This is a genomic window from uncultured Faecalibaculum sp., from assembly GCF_910588395.1.
In the GTDB taxonomy this organism is placed as follows: Bacteria; Bacillota_I; Bacilli_A; order Erysipelotrichales; family Erysipelotrichaceae; genus Faecalibaculum.
On record NZ_CAJUPA010000002.1, the window covers coordinates 39926 to 51993 of the forward strand.

Annotated in this window: 11 protein-coding genes; 9 read left to right on the plus strand and 2 right to left on the minus strand. The window is 58.1% G+C overall.

All coding sequences use genetic code 11. The annotated features are described in order from the left end of the window. Positions 1-114: 114 nt before the first annotated feature. From murF to QZ305_RS00865, 9 genes are all read left to right on the plus strand, one after another. Complete coding sequence (gene murF / locus QZ305_RS11755) at positions 115-2511, plus strand: UDP-N-acetylmuramoyl-tripeptide--D-alanyl-D-alanine ligase (protein ID WP_367268815.1); 2397 nt, start codon at positions 115-117, stop codon at positions 2509-2511. Next, on the plus strand, positions 2505-3683 hold the full coding sequence (gene alr, locus QZ305_RS00830; RefSeq protein ID WP_294729598.1) for an alanine racemase: 1179 nt from the start codon (positions 2505-2507) through the stop codon (positions 3681-3683). Before murF ends, alr begins: the two co-directional genes overlap by 7 nt. After that, positions 3673-4692 carry an acyltransferase gene (locus QZ305_RS00835; protein ID WP_294729599.1) on the plus strand — a complete coding sequence of 340 codons (1020 nt, stop codon included), beginning with the start codon at positions 3673-3675 and terminating at the stop codon, positions 4690-4692. The genes alr and QZ305_RS00835 overlap by 11 nt, the downstream gene beginning before the upstream one ends. Positions 4693-4875: 183 nt before the next feature. Next, positions 4876-6483 carry an NAD(P)/FAD-dependent oxidoreductase gene (locus QZ305_RS00840; RefSeq protein WP_294729600.1) on the plus strand — a complete coding sequence of 536 codons (1608 nt, stop codon included), beginning with the start codon at positions 4876-4878 and terminating at the stop codon, positions 6481-6483. Between the two features lie 91 nt (positions 6484-6574). Next, the gene (locus QZ305_RS00845) at positions 6575-6754 is read left to right on the plus strand and encodes a hypothetical protein (RefSeq protein ID WP_294729601.1); all 180 of its coding nucleotides are present in this window, start codon (positions 6575-6577) and stop codon (positions 6752-6754) included. A gap of 159 nt (positions 6755-6913) precedes the next feature. Further along, positions 6914-8377, plus strand: a complete 1464-nt coding sequence (locus QZ305_RS00850; protein WP_294729602.1) for an amino acid adenylation domain-containing protein — start codon at positions 6914-6916, stop codon at positions 8375-8377. Further along, positions 8374-8898, plus strand: coding sequence for a GNAT family N-acetyltransferase (locus QZ305_RS00855; RefSeq protein WP_294729603.1), 525 nt, complete (start codon positions 8374-8376; stop codon positions 8896-8898). Before QZ305_RS00850 ends, QZ305_RS00855 begins: the two co-directional genes overlap by 4 nt. 3 nt (positions 8899-8901) lie before the next feature. Beyond that, positions 8902-9567: a hypothetical protein gene (locus QZ305_RS00860; protein ID WP_294729604.1), complete on the plus strand. Its 666-nt coding sequence runs from the start codon at positions 8902-8904 to the stop codon at positions 9565-9567. After that, positions 9564-10433: a patatin family protein gene (locus QZ305_RS00865; protein WP_294729605.1), complete on the plus strand. Its 870-nt coding sequence runs from the start codon at positions 9564-9566 to the stop codon at positions 10431-10433. Before QZ305_RS00860 ends, QZ305_RS00865 begins: the two co-directional genes overlap by 4 nt. Positions 10434-10515: 82 nt before the next feature. On the opposite strand, the gene QZ305_RS00870 is transcribed toward QZ305_RS00865, so the two are convergent. Continuing rightward, positions 10516-10701: a hypothetical protein gene (locus QZ305_RS00870; protein ID WP_294729606.1), complete on the minus strand. Its 186-nt coding sequence runs from the start codon at positions 10699-10701 to the stop codon at positions 10516-10518. Positions 10702-10842: 141 nt separating this feature from the next. Continuing rightward, positions 10843-11754, minus strand: coding sequence for a hypothetical protein (locus tag QZ305_RS00875; RefSeq protein ID WP_294729607.1), 912 nt, complete (start codon positions 11752-11754; stop codon positions 10843-10845). Between the last annotated feature and the right edge of the window lie 314 nt (positions 11755-12068).

The window sequence follows — 12068 nt, forward strand, 5'->3', positions numbered from 1 at the left end:
CGGCAGTAAACCGCATACAGAAAGACCTTTTGACACAAATGCCGAAGGTGCCGCCCCCGGGGCAGCCAGCGGCTTTTTGCATGCTATAATGGTACGCGACAAAGAGGATTCAACATGATCAGAAAAACAATGCGGGACCTTGCGGCCATGGCCGGCGGGGTCCTGATTCAGGATACCGGCGCCCTGGTGCAGGGCGCTGTCACAGACTCCCGGCAGGTCACGCCGGGTTGTCTCTATGTCCCGGTGCAGGGAGCCCGGGTGGACGGCCATGACTTCATCGAAGATGTCCGCAAAAACGGGGCCGCCGCCGCGCTGTGGCAGAAAGACCACAAACCCTATCCGGCGCAAATCGGCCTGATTCTGGTGGAGGATACCGTGGCGGCACTGCAGAACATTGCCCGGGCCTGGCTGCAGCAGCTGCAGCCGTTCACCATCGGCGTGACGGGCTCCAACGGGAAAACCAGTGCCAAGGACATGCTGAAAGCGGTCCTGTCCCGGGCAGGGCGCACGCAGGCCACCCGGGGCAACCGCAACAGCGACATCGGTCTGCCTCTGACGGTTCTCGAATTCGATCCGGATATCGAGATGGCGGTGCTGGAGATGGGCATGGAGAATTTCGGGGAGATCGAAACCCTCACGGGGATCGCCCCGCTGGATGCGGCTGTGATCACCTCCATTGGCAGCGCCCATATGGAAAACCTGGGATCCCGGCAGGGGATTGCCCGGGCCAAAATGGAAATTCTGCGGGGACTGAAACCCGGCGGGCTGTTTCTGTATCTGGCGGATTCCCCGGAACTGGCCCGGGAGCTGGAACGGGAAGAAAACCGGCGGTTCATTGAAGAAAACGGCATTGTCCTGATTCCCTTCTCCGCCGCAGACATCGACCGGGTGCAGGTGGAACAGGGCGGCATGGCCTTTGACTGGAAGGGACAGCGCTGGCAGCTTCATGCCCTGGGCAGTTTTCAGTGCGTGAATGCCCTGCCGGCTCTGATTCTGGGAGTCCGTCTGCATGTACCCGCTCCGGATCTGCATCAGGCGCTGGCTACCCTGGAACTCACCGGGATGCGCACAGCCCTGAAACCTGCCGGCATGGCCCACATTCTGGATGACTCCTACAAGTCGAATCCGGAAAGCGCCGTTGCGGCGCTGGACACCCTGGCAGCTCTGCCCGGGAGCCATGTGGCCGTTCTGGGGGATATGCTGGATCTGGGTCCGGAAGAAACCGCGCTGCATGCCGCGGTTCTGGATCATGCAGCTGCCCTGGGCATTCCGGTGTTCACCACCGGTCCGGTATTCAGCCGGCTGAACCAGGGGTGGCATCCGGATCAGGACGCACTGTTTGAAACCCTGAAGCCGATGCTTCAGGACGACACGGTGATCCTTGTGAAAGGCAGCCGGGCCCTGGCGCTCGACAAACTGGCCCGCAGGCTGGAGAAAGAAGGCAATGAAGCGATGAACAAAATCAAACTCGCCGTACTGTTCGGCGGTCAGTCCAGTGAATATTCGGTTTCTCTGCACTCTGCAGCAAGCATGCTGCGCAATCTGGACCGGGACAGCTATGACCTGTCCCTGATCGGCATCACCCCCCAGGGCCGGTTTCTGGAATACACCGGGGACATCGACCACATCGAACACGATACCTGGAACACGCCGGAAACCACCACACCGGTGGCCTGGGTCCACGGCGGCTATGTGCGGCCCGAAAGTGCCGATCCGGCCGCTGTGCGCGAACTGGATACGGTCTTCCCGGTGCTGCACGGCAAAAACGGCGAAGACGGCACCCTGCAGGGCCTCATGGAACTGATGAACATCCACTGCGTGGGCTGTGACGCACTGGCTTCGGCCATGATCATGGACAAGGAAATCACCCACATCATGCTGGATGCCCAGGGCATTCCCACCGCGAAGTATGTCTGCCTGAAAGCAGGCATTCCGTTCTCCGCAGAAGAAATCCTGGAAACGCTGCCGCTGCCCTGGATCGTGAAACCCTGCAACGCCGGCAGCTCCTACGGCGTGCACAAAGTGGAATCCCTGGAGGAATTCGACGAAGCCGTTCGGGATGCCTTCAAGTGGGACGGCCGGGGCAAGGTCCTGGTGGAAGAATGCATTCCCGGATTTGAAATCGGCTGTGCCGTCATGGGCAACCGGGAACCCTTTGCCGGTGCAGTGGACGAAATCGAGATCCACGGCGGCATCTTTGATTTTGAAGGAAAATACGAAATGAAGGATTCCGCCATCTACTGCCCCGCCAGAATCACCCCGGCAAAAACCGAAGAAGCCCGCGCTCTGGCCACTGCTGCGTATCAGGCCATGGGCTGCACCGGATTCACCCGGGTGGATATGTTCCTGCAGCCTGACGGACGCATCCTGATCAATGAACTGAACACCATCCCGGGCATGACCGCCACCAGCCGGTACCCCAGCATGATGGCCGAAGCCGGCGTTCCCTTTGGGCGCCTGCTTCAGGACCTGATCAGCCTGTCTCTGGAAAAAGAGGTGGGACAGTGCTAGATACCGCCGGAGAGCGTGTCTGGACCGAAGTGGACCTGGATGCCGTGGCCCACAACCTGGCTCAGGTCAGAAAACTGATGGGTCCCACGAAAATCATGGGCATCGTCAAGGACGACGCCTATGGTCATGGCGCCGTGGCCTGCAGCCGGGTGCTGGAGAAAAACGGCGTGGATTTCTTCGGTGTGGCCACACTGGAGGAAGCGCTCCAGCTGCGCCAGGCCGGCATCCGCTCGGATATTCTGATCCTGGGCTGGACCGATCCTGCCAAAGCTGCAGTGATTGCGGAAAACAACCTCATCCAGACAGTGGTGGACGTGGCTTATGCCAGAGCTCTGGCCGCCACGGGAATCAGACTGCGGACCCATGTGAAAGCCGATACCGGCATGAACCGCATCGGCATCTCCTGGCAGCTGCAGAACAAGGACCTGGACGGGTTCTTCGAAGTCTACAGCATGAAAACCCTGTCCAATGAAGGCATCTTCTCCCATTATCCCGTCAGCGACGACCTGAAGGAAGACGCCCGTCAGTTCACGGAAAAGCAGACCTGGCTGTTCCAGGAACTGCTGTCCATGCTCCGGGAAAACGGCATTGATCCAGGTCTGGCCCACATTCAGAACAGCTACGGGATCCTGAACTACGGGGACATGGGATTTGACTACTGCCGCCCGGGGCTGCTGTACATGGGCGTCACCAGCGACGACGCCATTCCCGTGGTGCATGAACTGGACTTCATTCCCGCGCTGTCCCTGCGCACCCGCGTCACCATGGTCAAGGACCTGAAACCCGGGCAGACTGTCTCCTACGGCCGTCACTACACCGCTGAAGAACCCGTGACGATCGCCTCCCTGGGCATCGGATACGGAGATGGCCTTCCCCGCCTGATCTCCAACAAAGGACTCACGGTGCTCATCAACGGACAGAAAGCCCGGCTGACAGGCAACATCTGCATGGATCAGTGCATGGCGGATGTCACCGGTCTGGATGTTCATCCCGGGGATGTGGTCACGATCATCGGCCAGGACGGGGACCAGCGGGCCACCGTGGACGAAATCACCCGGCTGTCCCAGTCCATCAACAACGAGACATTCTGCCGGATCACCGCCCGGGTCCCCCGGTATTTCACAGGCACCGGAGATGCTGCCGGCATGAGAAAGGGAAACCATGGCAGCTAAGCGTCAGTACGGCGCCATTGACATTGCGCGCTACATCTCTGCTCTGCTCGTGGTCGCCATCCACGTCTATCCCTTTGTGGACATGTCGCCGGTCTTCAACGAATACTTCATTGCCCTGGTCTGCCGTCTGGCTGTTCCGTTCTTCTTTGTTGTCTCCGGGTACTTCTTCTTCCGGAAAATCCGCCGGGGCAGCATGGAAGAGAATCAGGAAAAGCTGAAAGCCTACCTGTGGCGCATTGGCAAGATCTACCTGATATGGACCGTGATCTATCTGCCCTACACCATCTGGAACTACGCCGCCGCCGGTTTCTCCTGGCAGTCGGTGCTGTCCTGGATTCGGGACTTTTTCCTCAACGGTTCCTATTACCACCTCTGGTTTCTGCCCGCCATGATGCTGGGCATGGTCATTGTGTGGCTGCTGTATGAGAAAAAGGGGATGATGTTCACCCTCAAAGTCTCCCTGGGGCTGTATTTCATCGGGTATCTCATCAACATCTACGCTCCTTACTGGGAAACGCTGCCCTATATCTCGATCCTGTACGGATTCTTTCAGAAGACCCTGGTCACCGCCCGGGACGGATTCTTCTTCGCCCCCATGTTCCTCTCCCTGGGCCTGCTGCTGGCCAAAACCAGACGCGTCAGAGCCCGGGCCGCCGGAACAGCCTTCGGCATTTCCATGCTGCTGCTCGTGGGAGAAGTGACGATCTACGGCAAACTGGGAATCCTCCAGGATCTCTCCTGCATGTTTCTCATGCTCATCCCCGCGGTGTTTTTCCTCGTGGACTGGCTGCTGGGGCTGCGGCTGCCCCCCAATCCGGCCTACCGCACCCTGCGCCGAGACAGTTTGCTGATTTACACCAGTCACATTCTCTTCGCCAGGATCCTGCTCATGATCCTGCCCGGCGCTCATCTGGCGGTGTATTTTCTGACTCTGGCCTGCGCCCAGGGATTCGCCTTCCTGGTGACCTCCAACATGAAACGCTGGCCGGTTCTGAAGAATCTCGTCTGACACCCACCCCGGAGCCTGCACTGGTCCCGGGGTTTTTCCTGTATGCCGATGCGGCCTGCGGCCTGAGACAGGGCCGGATCCTGCGGAAAACAGCCCATTGGTGGTGATTTTGTGCGATTTGTTTGGGAGAGGGCGGGCAACACCGTACACTGATGAAGTAGCAGGAGAAAGAGAGGCAGGATCATGCTGAGAATATCCCAGGTGAAGACCAGAGACACCGACAGACGGTCCATTGAACATGCCCTGATGAAAAAGCTGGGGCTGAAAAACGGCGACTTGAAAGACTGGAAGATCTACCGCCGGTCTGTGGATGCCCGGCATCACGACGTGACGTTTTCCTGGATCATCGACGCCGATATCCGCGGTGAGAACCGGTATCTGACCAGAAAAGATGTCAGACAGACGCCCCAGGCGCCGGCTCCTTTCGTTCCGAAAGGCGTGATTCCGCTGACAGTTCCTCCGGTGGTGGCAGGCTTCGGGCCCGCGGGGATGTTTGCGGCACTGGATCTGGCAGAACATGGCTACCGCCCCATCGTGCTGGAACGGGGCCGGAAAATCGAAGACCGGCGGAAAGACGCGGACCATCTCTGGAAAACCGGCGAACTGGATCCGGAATCCAATGTACAGTTCGGAGAAGGGGGAGCCGGTGCCTTCTCGGATGGCAAACTCACCACCCGCAGCCGCGACCCGCTGGTGGATGAAATGCTGGAGAAACTCCATGCCCATGGGGCGGATGCGGATATTCTCGTGGATGCCTATCCCCACATCGGCACAGATGCCTTTGAGAGCATTATCCGGAGCATCCGGAACCGGATCCTGGAGCTGGGCGGCCAGATCCGGTTTGAGTCCCGGCTGGAGCAGGTGAAGATCGAAGATGACCGGCTGCAGGCCATTGAAGTCAACGGACGGTGGGAGCCCTGTCAGGCGCTGATTCTTGCCCTGGGGCATTCAGCCAGCGACACCCTGCGCCGGCTGCATGACAATGGCGTGGCCATGGAAAGCAAGCCGTTTCAGGTGGGGGTCCGCATCGAGCATCCGCAGACGTTCATCAATGACGCCATGCTGCATGATTTCAGCCAGGACCCGCGGCTGATTCCCGCCCGGTACACCCTGACGGCCATGTCGGACAACGGCAAGGGGATCTATACGTTCTGCATGTGCCCCGGGGGCTATGTCATTGCCTCCAGCGCCCAGCCCGGACAGCTGGTGGTCAACGGAATGTCCTACGCGGACCGGGCGGGAAAAAACGCCAACAGCGCGCTGCTGGTGCAGGTGAATGAAGAGGACTACGGTCCGGCGCTGTTTGCGGGCCTGGAGTATCAGGAAGCCATCGAACGCAAAGCCTTTGAACTGTCCCGGGATTACCGGGCGCCGGTGCAGAAAGCGGCGGACTATCTCACGGGCACCGTCAGCGACACGCTGTCCACAGCCCCGACCTATGAGCCGGGGACAATCATGGCGGATCTCAACGGACTGTTCTCGGACAAAGTGAATCACGCGCTGCATCAGGGCCTGGAGGATTTTGAGCGGAAGGTACCGGGGTTTCTGGAAGGGACCATGACCGGTGTGGAAACCAGGGCTTCCAGCGCGCTGCGCATTCCCCGGGACCGGGACACCCGGATGGCGGATGACGGAATCTATCCCGCGGGGGAAGGCAGCGGGTATGCCGGCGGCATCATGACCAGCGCCATCGACGGGATCAAAAGCGCCCGGGCGCTGATGGACCGGTATGCCCCCGCTGCACAGATCCAGGCCGGATCCGGTCCCTTTCTGACAGATTCAGACAATTGACTGACCAACCGGGTCAATGCAATTCCGTTCATGGTTCAGATATCCTATAATGAGTGAAAGAAATTGAAAACGAAAGAAAGGAGCCTGAAACATGAACATCAGCGAAATCATGGCAGAGACGGGTTCAATCATCGTCGGTCGTGATGCGCATTCGAGAATCATCGTCCGTTCCAAGCAGGACGGAAGCATCTGCTGGTACAACAGCCTTGAGCTGGCAGCCAACCGGGATGCGAGAATCCGGGACCTGCACCTGGACGCAGCAGTTCGATAGAAACAGCATCACAGCCGGATCATCCGGTCTCAGATACAGAAACGCGAAGCCGACAGATACTGGCTTCGCGTTTTGTCTTTTCGCTGCAGGTCCGGGTTCCATCTTCAGAAGCCGGGCAACTCAGGGTCAAATCCGGTCGCAAGCTTCTACACTGGTACCATGAAACACATGAAACTTCCTGATTTCGATACTGTGCCTGCCGCGTTTGACTGGGTGGTGCGGCAGTATGGTCACCGGACAGCGGTTCTGGATGATGCCACCGCCTGGACCTATGAGCAGCTGGATGCCCTGTCGGACTCCCTGGCTGCCATGCTGCCGGAGGAGTCCTGCATCGGCGTGATACTGGATCATGGCCTGGTGATGATCGCCGCCATTCTGGCGGTGCTGAAAGCCGGAAAAGCCTATGTGCCGCTGGAGCCGGATTTTCCGCCGGAGCGCATCCGGCAGATTCTGACAGAAGCCGGGGTTCACACGGTGATCACGCAGCCGGATCATGTATCTGTGGTGCCGGAAGGAACTGTCGCCCTGTGTCCGTCACTGCCTCTGGAACCGGTGGCGTTTGAGCCGCCTGCCATCAGCGGGGAGGATCCTGCCTATATTCTGTATACTTCCGGGAGCACAGGCCGCCCCAAGGGAGTCTGTGTCAGGCAGCGCAATCTGATGCATTATGTCCGGGCGTTTCACCGGGAATTTCACAATGGCCCGGACGATGTCATGCTGCAGGGGTCTGTGTGCACGTTTGATATCTTTGTGGAGGAAGTGTTCACGACGCTGCTTGCCGGGGCGACGCTGGCAATTCCCGCCACCGGTGATTTTCATGAACGGATGCAGTACTGTCAGGATCATCAGGTGACGCTTGTGTCGGGTTTTCCCTGGCTGGCAGCGCAGATGAACCGGGAGCGGATCCTGCCGGAGTCATTGCGGCTGCTGATCTGCGGCGGGGATACACTGCATCAGGATCAGATTGACTGGATCAGGGAACAGATTCCGGTATACAACACCTACGGTCCTTCAGAGACTACGGTGTGCGCCAGCTACTACAGCACCTGGAAGCAGAAACCGCTGGGGGACGGAACCTATCCCATTGGTCATCCGGTGGCCGGGGCGGCGCTGGAGATCCTGGATGAACAGGGCAATGTGGTGGCACCGGGTCAGACCGGCGAAATCTGTGTGTATGGAAATGGTGTGTCCGCGGGGTACATCGGGGATCACGAAGCGGAGAACCGGATGTTCGATCATGACATGTATCATACCGGGGATCTGGGGTATCAGCTGCCGGACGGGAATTATGTCTTTGCCGGGCGGCTGGACCACCAGGTGATGATCTACGGAAAGCGGGTGGAGCCGGAGGAAGTGGAACGGGTCATGGAGCGCTGTCCCGGTGTCCGGGAGGCTGTGGTGACCACCTGGATGGATGACGCCGGCAGCAGTCATCTTCACGGATGGATTCAGCCGGAGCCGGATGCGGAGCCGCAGCTTCGGGAGACGCTGAGCGCGTTCATGGAGCGGTATCTGACCGGGTATATGATCCCGGAAACCGTGACAGTGGTATCCTCGTTTCCCAGGACGGCCAATGGAAAAGTGGACAGCCGGGCGCTGAAAGCCGGGGGCAGGGACGCATGATCCGGGAAGCCGGGAGCCGGGATCTGGAGATCCTGCTGGACTGGCGGATGGAGACGCTGGAGCACGTGTTTGCAGGATGCTCTCTGGAGGGACTGCGCAGCGCCAACCGCCGGTATTATCAGGGACAGCTGGGAACCGGTCATATTGCGTGTTTTGCCCTGGACCGGCAGCTGCTGGAGCCTGTGTCCTCCAGGGAACCGGCTGGCAGCTGGCACCAGGCCATTGTGGGCTGCGGGGGATTGTGTCTGCAGCAGGAGATGCCCAGCCCGGACAATCCCTCCGGACGCTGCGGATATCTGATGAACATTTATGTGAGAGAACCCTGGCGGAAACAGGGGTACGGTTATGAAATCGTGCAGTGGCTGATGGACCAGGCCTGGCAGCATCAGGCGGGAAAAATCTGGCTGGAGGCCAGCGACGCGGGCAGGCCGCTGTATGCAGACATGGGATTTGCGGACATGGAAGACATCATGGTCATTGAACCGGCACGCTGGGAAGAGACAAAGGAAATGGGGGAATGAAACATGATGGAAACAGTGAAGAGTTTTGACGGAAGGCGGTTTCTGCTGCGGCAGCAGGAACAGAAGGAGAATCTGCCGCTGGTGATCTGCATCTTCCATGCCCAGGCCACAGATGCGATCCTGGAAGCAGTGGACCGGCCGCTGAACATACTCATGCCCCTGGACCTGCAATGGGATGAGGATCTGTCCCCCTGGCCGCAGGATCCGGTGGTGATGGCCGATGACCACTTCACCGGACAGGCGCCGGCTTTTGCCCGGACCGTGGCAGCTGCCGCTGACTGGGCCCGGGAGGTCACAGGCAGCACCTGCAGCATTCTGGCGGGGTATTCCATGGGCGGGCTCTTTGCGCTGTTCGCTCCCACAACCGCCGGCAGCTATGACGCGCTGGTCTGCGCTTCGGGCTCGGTGTGGTTTCCGGGGTTCACGGATTATATGAGAGATCACGCTTTCCTGCACCGTCCCCGGGCGATCTGGCTGTCCCTGGGTGACCGGGAAACGAAAGTGAAGAATCCGGTGCTGCAGACCACCTGGTCCTGCATGGAGGAACTGAAGGCCGTCTTCACGCAGGAAGACATCTGCTGCTGCCTTCAGCAGGAGAAAGGAAATCATTTTCAGGACGCAGCCGGCAGAGTGGCCAGGGGCATACTCTGGAGTCTGGAGCAGCTTTGAAGACCGCCATTATTGATGTTGGCGGCGGCATGCAGGCGGCTTTTGCCGCCGGGGTACTGTCCGGTCTGGAGAAAGACCATATTTCCTTCGATCTCTGTTACGGTGTTTCGGCGGGTGCAGCGAATCTGGTGAACTACCTGGCCAGGGACATGGAAGCTTCCCGGGCGTTTTATATGGATCCGGATGCCAGGAAGAAGGTATTTTCCTTCAGCAATTATCTGACCAAAGGCTCGTATGTGGATCTGGACCGGGTCTACGACGATCCGGAAAAACTGGCCAGAGCCCTGGCTTCCCGCAGCGAGCTCACGGTTGTAGCCACCAATGCCATGACGGGGGCGCCGGCGTACTTTGCGAAACGGATGCTGGAAAAACACGGGATGGAAATCCTGAAGGCTTCCAGCAGTCTGCCGCCGGCATGTCCGCCGTATCTGGTGGGCAACATTCCGTATCTGGATGGGGGAATTGCGGATCTGGTCCCGGTACGCCGGGCTTTGGAGCAGGGGGCGGAGAAAATCGTCCTGCTGTCGACGTATCCCATGGAAGAGGAAGCCAATCTGGAGAAATTTCACAATGCAGCCCTTCTGTTTGACTGGAAGTATCCCGGTGCAGCCAAAGCGCTGCGGGAAAATGTGATCCGTTACAACGAATCAGTCCGACTGGTCAAGGAGCTGCAGGCCCAGGGGAAACTTCTGTCCATCTACGCCGATGATGTTCATGGGGTACAGGCTCTGAGCCGTGGTGTGGAAGGGATTCCCGAGTTATGGGAGCAGGGAGAGGCAAAAGCCCGGCTGGTGAAGGATTTTCTTGGTGCGGATCTTGGCTGGACATGGTGGAAGCGTCTGACTCATAAAGCCTCCGATGCATAGGAAAGCCGGCAGGCAGAGACAATAAGGGCAGCAGCTGCTGTCAAAAAGGCCTGCACCCGAAACGAGGTGCAGGCCATAATTGTTATCGGGCGGCAGGATCGGGTTTTCCGTTCTCCAGCTGAGCCGTCACCTTCTCAAAGGCATTCGGATCTACTGAGCGCAGCAGGTTGAGAATCTCACGCTGCCCTTCGGAACGTCCTTCAGCACGTCCTTCAGCTTTGCCGACATCTTTGCCATCCGCAAAGAAAATGTTGTTTTCCTTTTGCATCGTATCAATATCCTCTCTTTCCGCCTGCCCATTGCATCGGGTTGCCTCAGGCAATCCAATGCAAAAGGCAGGCTGCAGGCACAGAGGCTTCATCTGAAAGCCAGAAAGCCTGCATCGAAACAGACGATGCAGGCAATAAAGTTACTTGCCGGACACGGCAGGCTTGGAAGCTTCCAGCTGAGCCGTCACCTTCTCAAAGGCATTCGGATCTACTGAGCGCAGCAGGTTGAGAATCTCACGCTGCCCTTCGGAACGTCCTTCAGCACGTCCTTCAGCTTTGCCGACATCTTTGCCATCCGCAAAGAAAATGTTGTTTTCCTTTTGCATCGTATCAATATCCTCTCTTTCCGCCGTATTCAGATGAATTCCCTGGCTTTCCAGATACGCGTAGTCCCGCTTGTCATCCGGAAGCAGAAACACGTTGTACAGAACTTTCTGCAGGTCTGTTGCGTCTGCAGGCGGAATGCCGAACTCCACCGTCAGAATGGTCGCCACAGGCCGGGTGACCAGCTTTTTCATATGGTTCCTGTTTTCTTCAGTATACCATTTCTCCGGCTCCTCAAAAAATGAAGGGAGATACCCGCCGCTGGCAGAACCCGGCACGACCTGAGGCGTTTTGTCGATTACCTTTCCCATCCGGGGCAACAGCCATATGGAAACCAGCTGAGGGCGGTCTTCGTACCGGTGCACCGGTTTGAATGTATCCAGCAGACCGTGGGCATAGACATTCTGCCGGTTTTCGATTGGATAACCGGGGTGCTTTTCCAGCTGCATTTCAAAATGCAGAAGAAATCTGGAAATCCGGGGCGAATCCTGCTCAGGCAGATCCGCGGACCCAAGGGAATCCGCATGCAGAATGTGGCCGCCGAAGCTGAATTCGGTATTCCGCAGCGTGATGGCCCGGCGGGAATCCCGGTGAAAACAGGGAACGATCTGCGCAACCTGAAGGGAATGAAAATCAGGATGAAGCTGATTCAGGATAAAAGCAGCCAGATCTGCAATCTGGATCACTTTTTTGAACGGGTTGTCATACACATACAATGCATCATTCATGACATACGCTCCTTTCGTGCAATGCAATCACGTTTCCAGAACCGGTTTTGGACTATACAGGACGTCTGCTTGTAAACGTATTGTATCTTTGTGTGCAGGAATACGCAACATAAATCCGAATCTACGTGGCTAATCCCATTATAAATGCGTGAATATAGCATAACTGCCGTTAGTTTGGTGCAGAAATGCAGCAGGCTGTTATTTTAACCGTCACTTTGCCTTATCCGGCCCCGGCCATATCCGCAATCTGCATCCCGCCATTCACCGCATCCGGACACCAGCCTGCACGACCCTGTGTCCCTGTGCCAGGACGG

Excerpts from the sequence above, each read along its gene's own strand:
- murF (WP_367268815.1), top strand. The coding sequence starts at position 115 with ATGATCAGAAAAACAATGCGGGACCTTGCGGCCATGGCCGGCGGGGTC.
- QZ305_RS00835 (WP_294729599.1), top strand. The coding sequence starts at position 3,673 with ATGGCAGCTAAGCGTCAGTACGGCGCCATTGACATTGCGCGCTACATC.
- QZ305_RS00840 (WP_294729600.1), top strand. The coding sequence starts at position 4,876 with ATGCTGAGAATATCCCAGGTGAAGACCAGAGACACCGACAGACGGTCC.
- QZ305_RS00845 (WP_294729601.1), top strand. The coding sequence starts at position 6,575 with ATGAACATCAGCGAAATCATGGCAGAGACGGGTTCAATCATCGTCGGT.
- QZ305_RS00850 (WP_294729602.1), top strand. The coding sequence starts at position 6,914 with ATGAAACACATGAAACTTCCTGATTTCGATACTGTGCCTGCCGCGTTT.
- QZ305_RS00855 (WP_294729603.1), top strand. The coding sequence starts at position 8,374 with ATGATCCGGGAAGCCGGGAGCCGGGATCTGGAGATCCTGCTGGACTGG.
- QZ305_RS00860 (WP_294729604.1), top strand. The coding sequence starts at position 8,902 with ATGATGGAAACAGTGAAGAGTTTTGACGGAAGGCGGTTTCTGCTGCGG.
- QZ305_RS00870 (WP_294729606.1), bottom strand. The coding sequence starts at position 10,701 with ATGCAAAAGGAAAACAACATTTTCTTTGCGGATGGCAAAGATGTCGGC.
- QZ305_RS00875 (WP_294729607.1), bottom strand. The coding sequence starts at position 11,754 with ATGAATGATGCATTGTATGTGTATGACAACCCGTTCAAAAAAGTGATC.